This is a genomic window from Klebsiella sp. A52 (assembly GCF_018388785.1).
Classification (GTDB): Bacteria; Pseudomonadota; Gammaproteobacteria; order Enterobacterales; family Enterobacteriaceae; genus Klebsiella; species Klebsiella aerogenes.
Map to the genome: position 1 here is coordinate 416,703 of NZ_CP074437.1, position 16,540 is coordinate 433,242.

At 55.2% G+C, this 16,540-nt stretch carries 12 protein-coding genes; 5 read left to right on the top strand and 7 right to left on the bottom strand.

From position 1 onward, the window contains the following. Nucleotides 1-288: 288 nt before the first annotated feature. Nucleotides 289-1,935, top strand: coding sequence for a DUF3300 domain-containing protein (locus tag KGA69_RS01960; RefSeq protein WP_049061129.1), 1,647 nt, complete (start codon nt 289-291; stop codon nt 1,933-1,935). A gap of 10 nt (nt 1,936-1,945) precedes the next feature. Then, a complete protein-coding gene (locus KGA69_RS01965) occupies nt 1,946-2,752 on the top strand; it encodes a DUF2950 family protein (protein WP_049061128.1) in 807 nt (268 codons plus the stop codon). A 43-nt stretch (nt 2,753-2,795) separates the two neighbouring features. Here KGA69_RS01965 and KGA69_RS01970 read toward each other — a convergent pair whose 3' ends face one another. The 5 genes from KGA69_RS01970 to pdhR form a co-directional block, all read right to left on the bottom strand. Continuing rightward, complete coding sequence (locus KGA69_RS01970; protein ID WP_045390053.1) at nt 2,796-3,080, bottom strand: hypothetical protein; 285 nt, start codon at nt 3,078-3,080, stop codon at nt 2,796-2,798. Nucleotides 3,081-3,245: 165 nt separating this feature from the next. Beyond that, nucleotides 3,246-4,670, bottom strand: coding sequence for a dihydrolipoyl dehydrogenase (gene lpdA / locus KGA69_RS01975; protein ID WP_015368220.1), 1,425 nt, complete (start codon nt 4,668-4,670; stop codon nt 3,246-3,248). 206 nt (nt 4,671-4,876) lie between these two features. Beyond that, nucleotides 4,877-6,763, bottom strand: a complete 1,887-nt coding sequence (aceF, locus tag KGA69_RS01980) for a pyruvate dehydrogenase complex dihydrolipoyllysine-residue acetyltransferase (protein ID WP_047050165.1) — start codon at nt 6,761-6,763, stop codon at nt 4,877-4,879. A 14-nt stretch (nt 6,764-6,777) separates the two neighbouring features. After that, nucleotides 6,778-9,441 (bottom strand): pyruvate dehydrogenase (acetyl-transferring), homodimeric type, encoded by a 2,664-nt coding sequence (gene aceE / locus KGA69_RS01985; protein WP_015368222.1) that lies wholly within the window; start codon nt 9,439-9,441, stop codon nt 6,778-6,780. A gap of 140 nt (nt 9,442-9,581) precedes the next feature. Next, nucleotides 9,582-10,361 (bottom strand): pyruvate dehydrogenase complex transcriptional repressor PdhR, encoded by a 780-nt coding sequence (gene pdhR / locus KGA69_RS01990; RefSeq protein ID WP_015368223.1) that lies wholly within the window; start codon nt 10,359-10,361, stop codon nt 9,582-9,584. Nucleotides 10,362-11,006: 645 nt separating this feature from the next. Between pdhR and aroP the strand changes: the two genes are divergently transcribed. The 3 genes from aroP (at nt 11,007) to KGA69_RS02005 (ending at nt 14,908) form a co-directional block, all read left to right on the top strand. Continuing rightward, on the top strand, nt 11,007-12,380 hold the full coding sequence (aroP, locus tag KGA69_RS01995; RefSeq protein ID WP_161801884.1) for an aromatic amino acid transporter AroP: 1,374 nt from the start codon (nt 11,007-11,009) through the stop codon (nt 12,378-12,380). Nucleotides 12,381-12,551: 171 nt separating this feature from the next. Continuing rightward, nucleotides 12,552-13,958: a glycoside-pentoside-hexuronide (GPH):cation symporter gene (locus KGA69_RS02000; RefSeq protein ID WP_045390044.1), complete on the top strand. Its 1,407-nt coding sequence runs from the start codon at nt 12,552-12,554 to the stop codon at nt 13,956-13,958. After that, nucleotides 13,958-14,908, top strand: a complete 951-nt coding sequence (locus KGA69_RS02005) for a glycoside hydrolase family 43 protein (protein ID WP_213292764.1) — start codon at nt 13,958-13,960, stop codon at nt 14,906-14,908. The genes KGA69_RS02000 and KGA69_RS02005 overlap by 1 nt, the downstream gene beginning before the upstream one ends. 177 nt (nt 14,909-15,085) lie before the next feature. Here KGA69_RS02005 and ampE read toward each other — a convergent pair whose 3' ends face one another. Together ampE and ampD are read right to left on the bottom strand one after the other, a co-directional pair. Beyond that, the gene (ampE, locus tag KGA69_RS02010) at nt 15,086-15,940 is read right to left on the bottom strand and encodes a beta-lactamase regulator AmpE (RefSeq protein WP_047050168.1); all 855 of its coding nucleotides are present in this window, start codon (nt 15,938-15,940) and stop codon (nt 15,086-15,088) included. Next, on the bottom strand, nt 15,937-16,500 hold the full coding sequence (gene ampD / locus KGA69_RS02015) for a 1,6-anhydro-N-acetylmuramyl-L-alanine amidase AmpD (RefSeq protein WP_047042669.1): 564 nt from the start codon (nt 16,498-16,500) through the stop codon (nt 15,937-15,939). Before ampD ends, ampE begins: the two co-directional genes overlap by 4 nt. Between the last annotated feature and the right edge of the window lie 40 nt (nt 16,501-16,540).

Genomic DNA, 16,540 nt, shown 5'->3' on the forward strand with positions numbered 1-16,540 from the left:
GTTTGTAGGGTAAATGCCCGATACCGCGAGGGCAGCATAGCAGGATTTTTGAAGGGTGTTAATCTGTTTACAAAAAAGCAACATTAAAATTTAGCTGAATCGTTAAGGGCAGGATATTGCAGGCTTTCTGTTCAAATGCTGGTAGATAAATTTATTTCTGTTACAGATTTAATGTCAGGATCCCAACAAAAATCAAAAAAAACAATATCGTCTTCATATACTCCCCTAACGTACCGTTTTCGCCGATACTTTAGCGAGATGGGTAACATTTCTGTGTCAGGAGCTTCCATGTCACTACCGTTCAAACCCCATATTATCGCCCTGCTCTGCAGCGCAGGCTTACTCGCAGCGGCAGGAACGCTCTATGTTAAAAGTCGTACCCCAGAGACTATCGCGGAAGCGCCGGTGACGGCACAGCCCACAACGGTACCCGCGCCGGCGTCCCCGACTGCGCCGGCGGCGGGACAAGCGGTCACAGCCACCTACACACAGGCGCAAATCGACCAATGGGTCGCGCCAATCGCGCTCTATCCGGACAGTTTACTCTCGCAGGTACTGATGGCCTCCACCTATCCGGACAACGTTATGCAGGCGGTACAGTGGTCGCAGGATAACCCGTCGATGAAAGGCGACGCGGCCGTTCAGGCCGTTGCCAGCCAGCCGTGGGATCCGAGCGTCAAATCCCTCGTCGCCTTTCCCGCCCTGCTGGCAATGATGGGCGAAAACCCGCCGTGGGTGGAAAACCTTGGCGACGCATTTTTAGCCCAGCCGCACGACGTCATGGACTCCGTACAGCGCCTGCGCGCCATTGCCCAGCAAACCGGGACATTAAAATCCACGCCGCAACAGAAAGTGACCGTCACGGCCGCGGCGCCAGCCTCTTCGAGGTCATCGAATAGCAGCGCGGTATCAACCTCGACAACCTCAACGGCTTCGCCAGCGCCTTCGCAGATCATCAAAATTGAACCGACCAACCCGCAAGTGGTATACGTTCCAAGCTATAACCCTTCGACCGTCTACGGCAGTTGGCCGAATAGCGCCTATCCCCCGGTCTATCTGCCGCCGCCTCCCGGAGAGCAGTTCACCGATAGCTTCGTCAAAGGTTTTGGCTACAGCCTTGGCGTCGCCACCACCTGGGCGCTCTTCAGCAGCATCGACTGGGATGATGATGACCATCATCATGATGACGATTACCATCACGGCGGTTACCAGCATAATGGCGATAACATCAATATTAATGTGAATAATTTCAACCACATTACCGGTCAGAACCTACCGGGTAACCGCGTTAACTGGCAGCACAACCCCGCCTATCGCGGCAACGTGCCTTATCCGAATAATAATGTCGCCCAGCGCTATCATCAGACCAATGTTCCCGGCGGACTCAGCGCGACCCAGCATGCGCCGGTCGATCGCAGCGCTCAACGGCAAGCGGCGATGACGCAGCTTCAGCATCCCAACGCGCCAGCAGCCAGCGCAGGCACGCTGGCTGCCACTAGCGCCTCGCGCGATGCGCAGCGTCAGGCGGCTTCTCAACAATTGAAGCAGGCCACCCAGCGCAGCAGCTACCGTGGCTACGACAGCACGCCGACACCTGCCAAACAGCAGCGTCGCGAAGCGGCGAAAACGCAGTTGCAACACCCAACGCCGCAGCAGCAACAGCATCGCGAGGCCGTGAAGAGCCACGTGCAAAATCCTACGCCTCAGCAACAACAGCGCCGTCAGCAGATTCACTCCGCGACGCCGGCCCAGCGTCAGCAGGCGGTGAGCACGGCACGCGCCAATGCCTTAAGCGGCAACGAAAGTCGCTCCCCCTCCTGGCAATCGCAGCAGGCGCGCGGGCTGCAAAGCCGTAATATTTCCGGCTTGAGTAGCGAACAGCGCGGCGCCGCCAGAGAGCGCCTTTCCGAACACCATGAATTGCGTCGTCGCTGAGGATGAGCAGATGAGAAAACCATTACAGATCGCCCTATTAACGCTAATGCTGTCGCCGCTCGCCGCCTTCGCCCAGCAACAGTTTCCCACGCCGGAGAAAGCCGCAAGCGCGCTGGCCGATGCGCTCAATCATCGTGATAAAGCCGCGCTCAATAATCTGCTCGGCGATAACTGGCAGCAGTTTTTACCCACCGATGGTATTGATCCCAATGCCGTCGACCGCTTTCAGCGTGACTGGCAGGTGAAACACGTCATTGTGCAGCAGGGTAATAACGCCTGGCTTGATGTCGGCAGTGAAGCGTGGCGATTGCCAATTCCGATTGTCAAAGATGAACAGGGCTGGCGATTTGATATGGCGGCCGGGGAAGATGAAATTCTCACACGCGCCATCGGCCGCAATGAACTGTCGGCAATTGCCGCCATGCACGCCTACGTTGATGCCCAGCAGGATTACTATCAAATGAATCATCGCTGGGCGCAAAAAATCATCAGCAGCGAAGGCAAAAAAGATGGTCTGTACTGGCCAACCTCACCGGGCGAAACGCCAAGCCCGCTGGGGCCGGCCTTTAGCCCGACGGAGCCCGGCGCCGGTTATCATGGCTACCGTTTCCGCATTATCGCCGATAGCGATAGCCAAGGCGTCGCCTTACTGGCATGGCCGGTAGAGTGGGGAGAAACCGGGGTGATGAGCTTTATGATCGATCAGAACGATAAGGTCTGGCAGGCGAACCTGGGCGAAGAGAGCGCGACGAAAGCGCAGGCAATTACGCATTTTGCCCCCGATTCAGCGGCGGGATGGCAGCCGGTCAATCAATAAAAAATGCCCGGTTGCGCAATAGCAACCGGGCACTCTCTGGTGCTTAGCCCTGGTGCGGCATCAGCTCCGGATAACCGGCAAAAGCAGGTTTCTGACTGGTCAGCGCCGCTTCATCCGAGCTGATGCTCCCGGAATTCGCCGCCCACACCCCTTCATTCGTCTTCGTCACCAACTGATGCTGCGCATTCAGATCCTGACCCATCGCCGCAATATGGGTACTTTCGGTACCGCCGCTGTTCGCCGCCCATGGAATTGTCGCATCAGCCGCGCAGGCCATACCGGATACTAACGTCGTGGCTAACAGCGCCGTGGTCAATAAGCGTTTCATCTCACACCTCAGATACATAATTAACTGACTATTAGTTTACTTAGTGACTATTTTCAAAGTATGTATGAGGTGTAGCGGTTTGTGAACAGGGACATAGTTCTAAACATTAGCGATAAAAAAAGCGGCTCTTAGAGCCGCTTACGCATTTTTAGCTGAAAGAAAAAGTTACTTTTTCTTCGCTTTCGCGTTTGGCAGGTCGGTAATGCTACCTTCGAAGACTTCTGCCGCCAGGCCAACGGACTCGTGCAGAGTCGGGTGAGCGTGGATAGTCAGCGCGATGTCTTCCGCGTCGCAGCCCATTTCGATAGCCAGACCGATTTCACCCAGCAGCTCGCCGCCGTTGGTGCCGACAATCGCGCCGCCGATAACACGGTGGGTCTCTTTGTCGAAGATCAGTTTGGTCATACCGTCTGCGCAGTCGGAAGCGATAGCACGGCCGGAAGCAGCCCACGGGAAGGTGGCGGTTTCGTAGCTGATGCCTTTCTCTTTCGCTTCTTTCTCAGTCAGGCCAACCCATGCCACTTCTGGCTCGGTGTAGGCGATAGACGGGATCACTTTCGGATCGAAGTAGTGTTTCAGGCCGGAGATAACTTCTGCGGCAACGTGACCTTCGTGTACACCTTTGTGCGCCAGCATCGGCTGACCGACGATATCGCCGATAGCAAAGATGTGCGGCACGTTGGTGCGCATTTGTTTGTCAACGCGAATGAAGCCGCGATCGTCAACTTCCACGCCGGCTTTGCCTGCGTCGAGGTTTTTACCGTTCGGCACGCGGCCGATAGCTACCAGCACCGCGTCGTAACGCTGCGCTTCCGCCGGGGCTTTTTTGCCTTCCATGGAAACGTAAATACCGTCTTCTTTTGCTTCAACGGCAGTCACTTTGGTTTCCAGCATCAGGTTGAATTTCTTGCTGATACGCTTGGTGAAGACTTTAACCACGTCTTTGTCGGCAGCCGGGATAACCTGGTCGAACATTTCAACCACGTCAATCTCTGAACCCAGCGCATGGTATACGGTACCCATTTCCAGACCGATGATACCGCCGCCCATAACCAGCATGCGTTTCGGTACAGATTTCAGTTCCAGAGCGTCGGTGGAATCCCAAACGCGCGGATCTTCATGCGGGATAAACGGCAGCTGAATCGGACGGGAGCCCGCCGCGATGATCGCGTTGTCGAAGTTAATCACGGTTTTGCCGTTTTCGCCTTCAACTTCCAGGGTGTTAGCGCCGGTGAATTTACCCAGACCGTTAACCACCTTCACTTTACGACCTTTGGCCATGCCAGCCAGACCACCGGTCAGCTGAGTGATGACTTTTTCTTTCCAGGTGCGGATCTTGTCAATGTCGGTTTTCGGTTCGCCGAAAACGATGCCGTGTTCGGCCAGCGCTTTCGCTTCTTCGATAACTTTTGCAACGTGCAGCAGTGCTTTAGAAGGGATACAACCCACGTTCAGGCAAACGCCGCCCAGCGAGCTGTAACGTTCTACGATGACGGTTTCCAGACCTAAATCAGCGCAACGGAAGGCTGCAGAGTAGCCTGCAGGACCTGCCCCAAGTACCACGACCTGAGTTTTGATTTCAGTACTCATCATGACCTCTGTAATTTATATCCGGCGGGTCTGACGCTTTTATTATTACGCCCAAGTCCACCGGGACGTTCTATCCGCGTGTATTTTACAAAATTGTTAACAATTTTTAAACAACAAACGGCAAACGATTTTGTCCTTTGTTGCTGATAATCCCCAACAGCCTGAGGTTATCAGAAAAAAGCCGGCCGTCAGGCCGGCTTTTTCGCTTACATCACCAGGCGGCGAATGTCGCTCAAGGTGTTGTTAATGATGGTAATGAAGCGGGCACCATCAGCACCGTCGATGACGCGGTGGTCGAAGGACAGAGAGATCGGCATCATCAGACGCGGAACGAACTCTTTACCATTCCATACCGGCTCCATCGCGGACTTAGACACGCCCAGGATGGCCACTTCCGGCGCGTTAACAATCGGCGCGAAGTGGGTAGTACCCAGGCCGCCGATGCTGGAGATGGTGAAGCAACCGCCCTGCATTTCGCCAGCAGTCAGCTTGCCATCGCGCGCTTTCTTCGAGATGGTGGTCAGCTCGCGAGACAGCTCGGTGATGCTCTTCTTGTTCACGTCTTTAAAGACCGGAACCACCAGACCGTTCGGAGTATCTACCGCCACACCGATGTTGATGTATTTCTTCAGCGTCAGGCGCTGACCGTCTTCGGACAGCGAGCTGTTGAAGCGCGGCATCTGCTCAAGCGCAGCGGCAACGGCTTTCATGATGAAGACCACTGGGGTGAATTTCACGTCCAGTTTGCGCTTCTCAGCTTCGGCATTCTGCTGCTTACGGAACGCTTCCAGATCGGTGATATCGGTTTTGTCGAAGTGCGTAACGTGCGGGATCATCACCCAGTTACGGCTCAGGTTAGCACCAGAGATTTTCTGGATACGACCCAGTTCCACTTCTTCGATTTCGCCAAACTTGCTGAAGTCAACTTTCGGCCATGGCAGCATGCCCGGCAGACCGCCGCCTGCGGCAGCAGCCGGTGCGGATTCAGCGCGTTTAACCGCTTCTTTCACGTAAGCCTGAACGTCTTCGCGCAGGATACGACCTTTACGGCCGGTCCCTTTCACTTTCGCCAGGTTTACGCCGAACTCGCGCGCCAGGCGGCGAATCAGCGGAGTCGCGTGAACGTAAGCTTCGTTTTCAGCGAATTCGGTTTTACCTTCTGCTTTCGCAGCCGGCGCGGCAGCTTTCTGAGCCGGTGCAGGTGCAGCAGCCGGTGCCGCAGCCTGAGCCGGAGCAGCAGCAGGCGCTGCGCCTTCCACTTCGAAGACCATGATCAGAGAGCCGGTAGACACTTTGTCACCGGTGCTGATTTTGATCTCTTTAACGGTACCCGCGAACGGCGCCGGAACTTCCATAGAAGCTTTGTCGCCTTCGACGGTGATCAGTGACTGCTCAGCGGCAACTTTATCGCCGACTTTTACCATCACTTCGGTGACTTCAACTTCGTCGCCGCCGATATCCGGTACGTTAACATCTTTCACGCCAGCCGCAGCAGCCGGTGCCGCTGCAGCCGGAGCGGCAGCCTGTGCCGGAGCGGCTGCAGGCGCAGCGCCCGCCACTTCGAAGATCATGATCAAGGAGCCGGTGGACACTTTGTCGCCGGTGTTGATTTTGATCTCTTTAACGGTACCCGCGAACGGCGCCGGAACTTCCATAGAAGCTTTGTCGCCTTCGACGGTGATCAGGGATTGCTCAGCGGCGATGGTGTCGCCCACTTTAACCATGATCTCGGTGACTTCAACTTCATCGCCGCCGATATCCGGTACGTGAACTTCTTTCGCTGCGCTTGCCGCCGGCGCTGCTGCCGGTGCCGGAGCAGCTGCTTTCTCTTCCTGCGCAGGTGCAGCGGCTGCTGCACCCTCGGCGGAATCGAAAATCATGATCAGTTTGCCAGTCTCGGTTTTGTCGCCGACGGAGACTTTAATCTCTTTCACGACGCCAGCCTGCGGAGACGGAACTTCCATAGAGGCCTTGTCGCCTTCTACGGTGATCAGCGACTGTTCAGCTTCCACTTTGTCGCCAACTTTGACCAGGATCTCGGTGATTTCAACTTCATCAGCCCCGATGTCCGGTACTTTGATTTCGATAGCCATTATTCTCTTACCTCTTACGCCAGACGCGGGTTAACTTTTTCTGCATCGATGTCGAATTTAGCAATGGCGTCAGCCACAACTTTCTTATCGATTTCACCACGTTTAGCCAGTTCGCCCAGCGCCGCAACGACCACGTAGGAAGCATCGACTTCGAAGTGGTGACGCAGGTTTTCACGGCTGTCGGAACGACCGAAGCCATCGGTACCCAGTACGCGGTAGTCATCAGCCGGTACGTAAGTACGAACCTGCTCGGCGAACAGTTTCATATAGTCAGTGGATGCCACAGCCGGAGCGTCGTTCATCACCTGAGCGATGTACGGTACGCGCGGAGTTTCCAGCGGGTGCAGCATGTTCCAGCGTTCGCAATCCTGGCCATCACGCGCCAGTTCGGTGAAGGAAGTGACGCTATACACGTCAGAACCCACGCCGTAGTCTTTCGCCAGGATCTGCGCTGCTTCACGAACGTGACGCAGGATAGAACCGGAGCCCAGCAGCTGAACTTTACCTTTGCTACCTTCGAGGGTTTCGAGTTTGTAGATACCTTTACGGATACCTTCCTCGGCGCCTTCCGGCATGGCCGGCATGTGGTAGTTTTCGTTCAGCGTAGTGATGTAGTAGTAAACGTTCTCTTGCGCTTCGCCGTACATACGAACCAGACCGTCATGCATGATGACAGCGACTTCGTACGCGTAAGACGGGTCGTAGGAGATGCAGTTCGGGATAGTCAGCGACTGAATGTGGCTGTGACCATCTTCGTGCTGCAGACCTTCGCCGTTAAGCGTAGTACGACCGGAAGTCCCGCCGATCAGGAAGCCGCGAGCCTGCTGATCGCCAGCCGCCCAGCACAGATCGCCGATACGCTGGAAGCCGAACATCGAGTAGTAGATGTAGAACGGAATCATCGGCAGGTCGTTGGTGCTGTAGGAGGTCGCAGCAGCCAGCCAGGATGCGCCTGCGCCCAGCTCGTTAATACCTTCCTGCAGAATCTGGCCTTTCTCGTCTTCTTTGTAGTATGCAACCTGCTCACGGTCCTGTGGGGTGTACTGCTGGCCGTTCGGGCTGTAGATACCGATCTGACGGAACAGACCTTCCATACCGAAAGTACGCGCTTCATCGGCGATGATCGGCACCAGACGATCTTTGATCGACTTGTTCTTCAGCATCACGTTCAGGGCGCGAACGAAAGCGATAGTGGTAGAGATTTCTTTGTTTTGCTCTTCCAGCAGCGCGCTGAAGTCGGCCAGGGTCGGCAGCTCCAGTTTCTCAGTGAATTTCGGCTGACGAGTCGGCAGGTAGCCGTTCAGCTTTTCACGTTGAGCGTGCAGGTAAGTGTGCTCTTCGGAACCTTCCGGGAAGGTCACGTACGGCAGTTTTTCGATATCGGCATCAGCCACCGGCACGTTGAAACGATCGCGGACGTAGCGAACGCCGTCCATGTTCATTTTCTTAACCTGGTGCGCGATGTTTTTACCTTCCGCGGTGTCGCCCATACCATAACCTTTAATGGTATGCGCCAGAATCACGGTCGGCTGGCCTTTGGTTTCCTGCGCTTTTTTCAGTGCAGCGTAGACTTTCTTCGGATCGTGACCGCCACGGTTCAGGGCCCAGATCTGCTCGTCAGTCCAGTCGGCAACCAGTGCGGCGGTTTCCGGATATTTACCGAAGAAGTGCTCACGAACGTAGGCGCCGTCTTTGGATTTGAAGGTCTGGTAGTCGCCGTCAACGGTTTCGTTCATCAGCTGAATCAGCTTACCGCTGGTGTCTTTACGCAGCAGCTCATCCCAACGACCGCCCCAGATAACCTTGATAACGTTCCAGCCAGCACCACCGAAGATGCCTTCCAGTTCGTTAATGATTTTACCGTTACCGGTGACCGGGCCGTCCAGACGCTGCAGGTTGCAGTTGATGACGAAGACCAGGTTATCCAGTTTTTCACGGGTCGCGATGGTGATAGCGCCTTTAGATTCCGGCTCATCCATCTCGCCATCGCCCAGGAAGGCGTAAACAGTTTGCGCAGAGGTGTCTTTCAGACCACGGTGTTCCAGATATTTCAGGAATTTAGCCTGATAGATAGCGCCCAACGGCCCCAGACCCATCGATACGGTCGGGAACTGCCAGAATTCCGGCATCAGTTTCGGGTGCGGATAAGAGGACAGACCATTACCGTGAACTTCCTGACGGAAGTTGTTCATCTGCTCTTCAGTCAGACGACCTTCCAGGAAGGCACGTGCATATACGCCCGGAGAGATGTGGCCCTGGAAGTAAACCAGGTCGCCGCCGTCTTTCTCAGTGCGCGCACGGAAGAAGTGGTTGAAGCAGACTTCGTAGAAGGTAGCGGAAGACTGGTAGGATGCCATGTGGCCACCCAGTTCCAGATCTTTCTTCGATGCGCGCAGAACGGTCATGATGGCGTTCCAACGGATCGCTGAACGAATACGGCGTTCCAGCTCCAGATTGCCCGGGTATTCCGGTTCATCTTCAACGGCAATAGTGTTGACGTAATTATGCGCTGCCGCACCGGCCGCTACTTTCACGCCGCCTTTGCGGGCCTCAGAAAGAAGCTGGTCGATCAGATACTGAGCACGCTCAACACCTTCTTCACGGATGACCGATTCGATCGCCTGTTGCCAGTCGCGAGTTTCGATCGGATCCACGTCATTCTGGAAACGTTCTGACATGGGGGTATTCCTTATCTATCTAATCGTTGATTTAACTGGAACCTGTCCCATTGAACTCTTTAGCGTTTCACTCTGATGAACAACCAAAAATTCAATAAGACAGGTTCTGCGTTTAGTTGCCGCGCTCTAAAAAATGGCGCTTAAGAACCGGAGTTCTCGTCCTTTCGTTGCTGTAAACGACGCAATGAACGTTCTCTACGACTCTGTTCACGGCTACGATCCAGCAAAATTTCCTCAATGAACGCCAGGTGACGGTGCGACGCCTCACGCGCCTGCTCCGGCTCCCCGGCCATTATCGCCTCGAAAATGCGAGTACGATGGTTGCTGACCAACGGGAGCATTTCCCGGCGGGCATACAGCAATTCAAAGTTCTGACGAACGTTCTGTGCCAGCATCGGCTCCATACACCTTAGCAGATGGAGCAACACCACATTGTGCGCCGCTTCGGTGACGGCGATTTGGTACTGGACGACAGCGCCGGATTCGGCGTCGAGGTCGCCGGACTGTTGGGCCCGCTCAATGGCTTGATGCAGTTCGCGAATACGGTCGCGATCTTCATCATTGCTGCGCAGCGCCGCGTAATAAGCCGCGATGCCTTCCAGCGCGTGACGGGTTTCCAGCAAATCGAATTGGGATTCAGGGTGGTCGGACAGGAGCTCGACCAACGGGTCGCTAAAGCTCTGCCACAGGCTGCTTTGTACAAAGGTTCCACCGCCCTGGCGACGAAGCAACAGGCCCTTGGCTTCGAGGCGTTGAATCGCCTCACGGAGCGAGGGACGGGAAACGTCGAACTGTTTTGCCAGTTCGCGTTCAGGCGGGAGTTTTTCACCGGGGCGCAACGTCCCCTCAAGAATCAGAAACTCCAGCTGCTGCTCTATCACATCAGAAAGTTTTGGTTGGCGGATCTTGCTGTAGGCCATATTCCCTGTCTCTGCCATTCGCCCGGAGTCAATTGGTCTTACCAATTTAAAGTTCGTAGCGCTAAAGTAACAAAGTATTCACCTCCTGTCCATACAGGTTTTGATTGAAATCAGTAAACCTGGCCTTTTTTAACAACCTTACAGAAATAACGTTTCAGAAATGTAACCTTGCACAAAACTTACATTTACCCAGCAAGGGGTAGCATTAACTTTATATAAACGAAAAATTACGCTTTCTGAACCGATTCAAGAAGCAAAAAAGTGCATTTATAAACCAATAAAGTGAATAGATAACCAATTAAGGGTAGCGGCGGCGGTGGTAAGAAAAAATGACAAACGGTGTCTTTTTGTTCGTTCCGTCATCATCCCTTCATAAAGCAGGTGCATTCGCACGCCCTTACCATTATTCTTCATCAGGCGAAAGGTCTTTGAGGGAATTTCCGCTTTGCTTTCCGTAAAGAAATAAATACAAAAATGGAATTTCATAATTACACAAACACAACAATGTGTGCGTTGCGTCACTCGGGTAAAAACTGGCCTCAAACGCCTTGAAATTAGCTAACTATGCTATTTGGCAGAGACGGACAGCAAAGCAGCAACCTGAAGGATGAAGCGTATAAACATAATAACCATACACGAGGTTTCATGATGGAAGGTCAACAGCATGGCGATCGACTCAAGCGCGGCTTGAAGAACCGCCATATACAGCTCATTGCGCTAGGAGGCGCTATCGGTACGGGCTTATTCCTGGGTAGTGCGTCAGTGATTCAATCTGCAGGTCCTGGTATTATTCTCGGCTATGCTATCGCCGGGTTTATCGCCTTCCTGATCATGCGTCAACTCGGCGAAATGGTCGTCGAAGAACCGGTAGCCGGTTCATTCAGCCATTTTGCGTATAAGTACTGGGGCGGCTTTGCAGGCTTTGCCTCCGGCTGGAACTATTGGGTGCTGTATGTGCTTGTCGCCATGGCGGAGCTGACCGCCGTCGGCAAATATATCCAGTTCTGGTGGCCGGAAATCCCTACCTGGGCTTCGGCAGCAGTCTTCTTCATCGCTATTAACGCCATTAACCTGACCAACGTAAAAGTGTTCGGCGAAATGGAATTCTGGTTCGCGATTATTAAAGTCGTCGCGGTAGTGGCCATGATTCTGTTCGGCGCCTGGCTGCTGTTCAGCGGCAACGGCGGCCCGCAGGCGACGGTCAGTAACCTGTGGGATCAGGGCGGTTTCCTGCCGCACGGCTTCACCGGGCTGGTAATGATGATGGCGATCATTATGTTCTCCTTCGGTGGCCTGGAACTGGTGGGTATCACCGCGGCGGAAGCGGACAACCCGGAAAAGAGCATCCCGAAAGCCACCAACCAGGTTATCTACCGTATCCTTATTTTCTATGTAGGCTCCCTGGCCGTGCTGCTCTCACTGCTGCCGTGGACGCGCGTCACCGCCGATACCAGCCCGTTCGTCCTGATCTTCCACGAACTCGGCGACACGCTGGTGGCAAACGCCCTCAACATCGTGGTGCTGACCGCCGCGCTCTCGGTTTACAACAGCTGCGTATACTGTAACAGCCGTATGCTGTTCGGCCTGGCGCAGCAGGGTAATGCGCCGAAAGCGCTGCTGACTCTCGATAAACGCGGCGTACCAGTCAACACCATTATGGTATCCGCCGTAGTCACCGCGCTGTGCGTGCTGATCAACTACCTGGCGCCGGAATCGGCGTTCGGACTGCTGATGGCGCTGGTTGTCTCCGCGCTAGTGATTAACTGGGCGATGATTAGCCTCGCGCACATCAAATTCCGTCGCGCCAAGCAGCAGGAAGGCGTGAAAACACGTTTCCCGGCGCTGTTCTACCCCTTGGGTAACTGGGTATGCCTGCTGTTTATGGTCGCGGTACTGGCCATCATGCTGATGACCCCGGGGATGGCGATTTCGGTGTGGCTGATACCGGTATGGATTGCCGTTCTCGGCGTTGGCTATCTGTTTAAACAGAAAAGCGCCGGCGTCGTAAAAGCACAATAATACATCTCGTCACGCCGTGTCCGTCCTTTAGCGACGGGCACGGCGCATTGTTATCTGCTTCACACTTTCCTTCCTGTAACAGTTTTATCCATATCGATGACGGATTACTGCAACGTAATTCCCGACGCTAAGACCAATAATTCTCTCCAGACTGCAATGGAGAGTTCCAGGATGACAGGCAATAAACTTTCGCTGAAAGAAAAGATTGGCTACGGGATGGGCGATGCCGGATGTAACATTATCTTTGGCGCCATCATGTTGTTCGTTAACTATTTTTATACGGATATTTTTGGTCTTGCCCCGGCGCTGGTTGGGGTGTTGCTGCTTTCGGTGCGCGTCATCGACGCCGTCACCGACCCGATCATGGGGGCGATGGCCGACCGCACACGCAGTAAATATGGCCGCTTTCGCCCATGGCTGCTGTGGATGGCCTTCCCCTACGCCCTGTTCAGCGTGCTGATGTTCACCACCCCGGAATGGACCTACAACAGCAAGGTTATCTATGCCTTCGTCACCTACTTCCTGCTGTCGATAACCTATACCGCGATTAACATCCCCTACTGCTCTTTGGGGACGGTGATGACATCCGACCCGCAAGAACGTGTCGCCTGCCAGTCATACCGCTTTGTGCTGGTCGGTATCGCGACGCTTCTGCTCTCTCTGACTCTGCTGCCTATGGCGGAGTGGTTCGGCGGCGCTGATAAAGCCAAAGGTTATCAACTGGCGATGACCGTATTGGCATTCATCGGCATGTGTATGTTTTTGTTCTGCTTCGCCACCGTACGCGAGCGCATCCGCCCGGCGGTCCAAACCAACGACGAGCTGAAAAAAGATCTCAAAGACGTGTGGAAAAACGACCAGTGGGTTCGCATTTTGCTCTTAACCCTGTGCAACGTTTGCCCCGGCTTTATCCGCATGGCCGCCACCATGTACTACGTCACCTGGGTGATGGGGCAAACTACCCACTTCGCCACCCTGTTTATCAGCCTTGGCGTGGTCGGCATGATGATCGGCAGCATGCTGGCGAAAGTGCTGACCGACCGCTGGTGTAAACTGCAGGTCTTTTTCTGGACCAACATTGTACTGGCGGTCTTCTCCTGCGCGTTCTACTTCTTTAATCCGCATGCCACGACGCTGATTCTGGCACTCTACTTCCTGCTCAATATCCTGCATCAAATCCCGTCGCCGCTGCACTGGTCGCTGATGTCCGACGTTGATGACTACGGCGAGTGGAAAACCGGTAAACGGATCACCGGCATCAGCTTCTCCGGCAATCTGTTCTTCCTGAAAGTGGGGCTGGCGGTCGCCGGGGCCATGGTGGGTTTCCTGCTGTCGTGGTACGGCTACGATGCCGGCGCGAAGCAGCAAAGCGCCTCGGCGCTAAACGGTATCGTGCTGCTGTTCTCTGTGATCCCCGGCGTTGGCTACCTGATTACCGCAGGCGTCGTACGCCTGCTGAAAGTTGACCGCAATCTGATGCGCCAAATCCAGAGCGATCTGGAAAAACGCCGCAGTAACTACAGCGAACTGAATGAACTCCAGGAATTGAAAACCAGTGAACACGTAAGGAAAGCCTGATGAACAACTGGCCTAACCCCTTTATTGAACAACGCGCGGACCCTTTTATCCTGCGCCATAAAGACCACTACTATTTTATTGCCTCCGTACCGGAATACGATCGGCTGGAGATCCGCCGCGCCGCTACGCTGGAAGGCCTGCGTGAAGCCGAGCCGGTGACCGTCTGGCGCAAGCCGCAAAGCGGGCCGATGAGCCAGCTGATCTGGGCGCCGGAGCTCCACCCCATCGACGGCAAGTGGTATATCTATTTCGCCGCCGCCCCGACCCATGACCTCGACGCCCAGGGGATGTTCCAGCACCGGATGTTCGCCCTTGAGTGTACCGACAGCGATCCGCTCAGCGGCCGCTGGCAGGAAAAAGGACAAATCGTCACCCCGTTCGATACTTTCGCCCTCGATGCCACTACTTTCTGCCATCAAGGGAAACGCTGGTATTTATGGGCGCAGAAAGACCCGCAGATCGCCGGCAATACCAATCTCTATCTGGCGGAGCTGGAAAACCCGTGGACGCTAAAAGGCGCGCCGCTCATGCTGAGCAAGCCGGAGTTCGCCTGGGAATGCCGGGGATTTATGGTCAATGAGGGACCTGCGGTGCTGGTACACGGCGATAAGCTGTTTATCAGCTATTCCGCCAGCGCGACCGATGAAAACTACTGCATGGGATTATTATGGATCGACCGTGAAGCCGACCCGCGGATGCCTGAAAACTGGCATAAATCCCCACAGCCGGTATTTCGTACCAGCTATGAAAACCGCCAGTATGGTCCCGGCCATAATAGCTTTACGCAAACGCCGGAGGGGGAAGATGTGCTGGTGTACCACGCGCGCAACTACACCGAAATCGAAGGCGACCCGCTGTACGATCCTAACCGTCACACCCGGCTAAAGCTGGTACGCTGGCAAGAAAACGGGATGCCCGATTTCGGCATCCCGCCTGCTGATACGCTGTAGAGAATGAACAGCAAGCCGTCCGGGATCCAACGCCACCGCTGGGATTTTCCCTGCTTGCGCTGCGCTTAGCAGGGCTACCGCTTCTGGCTTACCGGGCCGCGGACCGTAGGCCGGATTAGCGCAGCGCCATCCGGCGACATGAGTGCGCCAAGCCCGTCAGCGCCTGGCTTCGGGCTGTTAAATCAAAGTCCCGTAGATGGTCAGCAGCGCCATAATCACCACCACCACCAGCGAAGTTTTCTTCGCCATGGAAACCGCCGCTTTTGGCGTCTCAACCGCATCGACGTGCGGCTCGCGGGCCAGCGAGAACTGGGCCAGACGAGTTAATACCTGATACTGTGAAGAGTGACGGTCGCCTAACGAGGCAAACCACGCTGGCAGCGCTTTTTCGCCGTGACCCAGCAGCGCGTATACCACGCCAACCAGGCGCACCGGCACCCAATCGATAATATGCAGAATACCGTCAATGCCGGACTGTAAACGATGGCGCGGCGTCTGATAGCGCGCAAGCCAGGTCTGCCAGGCGCGCAGGACGCTATAGGCCGTCAACGTCAATAACCCCCACGGGCCGCCGACCACCAGCCAGAACAGCGGCGCGAGATAGTAGCGATAGTTGATCCATAGCAGCGCGTTCTGCAGTTCACGAAGATACTCCTGGCGATCGCAGCCCGGCGGCACGCCGTGAATAAGCGTTAGCTCGCTGGCCATCGAATCGCAGGCGTGGCTATCGTTGTTCGCCGCCGCCTTCAGATAGGCATGATAATGCAGGCGCACCTTACCCGCGCCAATACACAGCAGGCCAAGCAAAATCCAGAACACCAGCAGCGGTACGTTAAATAGCTGCCCTTGTAGCAGGCGTTGAATAACATATACCACCGCCACCGCGACGACGGTCATCAGCACGGTGCCGAACAGCGAGAAATGCTTCACGCGGCGGAACAGTACCTCCAGGCGATGATCGAGCTGCCAGTGCTCGCCAAGCTTGAACAGACGCTCGGCGATGAGAACCAGCAGCGTAGTAAACAACGTCATGGTATCTCCTTATGTGACGATGCGGCCAACATACCGCGGTATTTTGCCCAATCAAAGGCCGGGCCGGGATCCGTTTTGCGTACCGGCGCGATATCGCAATGGCCGGTAATATTATCAGCAATACCAGGATAACGCTGGATAAGCGCCCGGGTAATCGCCGCTAGCTGCTGGTACTGCGCCTCGGTGTAGGCCTGAGTATCCGTCCCTTCCAGCTCAATGCCTATCGAAAAATCATTGCAGCGCTCGCGGCCGTGATAGCTTGAGACGCCCGCATGCCATGCGCGCTTATCAAAGGGCACATATTGGACTATTTCGCCATCGCGGCGAATCAGACAATGCGCCGAAACGCGCAGATGAGCAATCCCGGCGAAGTAAGGATGCGCGTCGGCATCCAACGTACCGGTAAATAGCGCGTCAATCCACGGGCCACCAAACTCCCCCGGCGGCAGGCTGATATTGTGTACCACCAGTAAAGAAGGGTTTTCATCGTCCGGACGGCAATCGTGATGCGGCGAAGGCACCCGACGCGCGCCCACCAGCCATCCGCCATTCAACTGCATGGGGAATCTCCTTTCGCAAACGTGGATCCCGGCGGCCCCA

Bases quoted from the DNA above. Each gene is read 5' to 3' on its own strand.
- KGA69_RS02005 (WP_213292764.1), top strand. From the start codon at position 13,958: ATGAACAACTGGCCTAACCCCTTTATTGAACAACGCGCGGACCCTTTT.
- ampE (WP_047050168.1), bottom strand. From the start codon at position 15,940: ATGACGTTGTTTACTACGCTGCTGGTTCTCATCGCCGAGCGTCTGTTC.
- KGA69_RS01960 (WP_049061129.1), top strand. From the start codon at position 289: ATGTCACTACCGTTCAAACCCCATATTATCGCCCTGCTCTGCAGCGCA.
- pdhR (WP_015368223.1), bottom strand. From the start codon at position 10,361: ATGGCCTACAGCAAGATCCGCCAACCAAAACTTTCTGATGTGATAGAG.
- aroP (WP_161801884.1), top strand. From the start codon at position 11,007: ATGATGGAAGGTCAACAGCATGGCGATCGACTCAAGCGCGGCTTGAAG.
- KGA69_RS01970 (WP_045390053.1), bottom strand. From the start codon at position 3,080: ATGAAACGCTTATTGACCACGGCGCTGTTAGCCACGACGTTAGTATCC.
- KGA69_RS02000 (WP_045390044.1), top strand. From the start codon at position 12,552: ATGACAGGCAATAAACTTTCGCTGAAAGAAAAGATTGGCTACGGGATG.
- aceF (WP_047050165.1), bottom strand. From the start codon at position 6,763: ATGGCTATCGAAATCAAAGTACCGGACATCGGGGCTGATGAAGTTGAA.
- aceE (WP_015368222.1), bottom strand. From the start codon at position 9,441: ATGTCAGAACGTTTCCAGAATGACGTGGATCCGATCGAAACTCGCGAC.
- lpdA (WP_015368220.1), bottom strand. From the start codon at position 4,670: ATGAGTACTGAAATCAAAACTCAGGTCGTGGTACTTGGGGCAGGTCCT.
- ampD (WP_047042669.1), bottom strand. From the start codon at position 16,500: ATGCAGTTGAATGGCGGATGGCTGGTGGGCGCGCGTCGGGTGCCTTCG.
- KGA69_RS01965 (WP_049061128.1), top strand. From the start codon at position 1,946: ATGAGAAAACCATTACAGATCGCCCTATTAACGCTAATGCTGTCGCCG.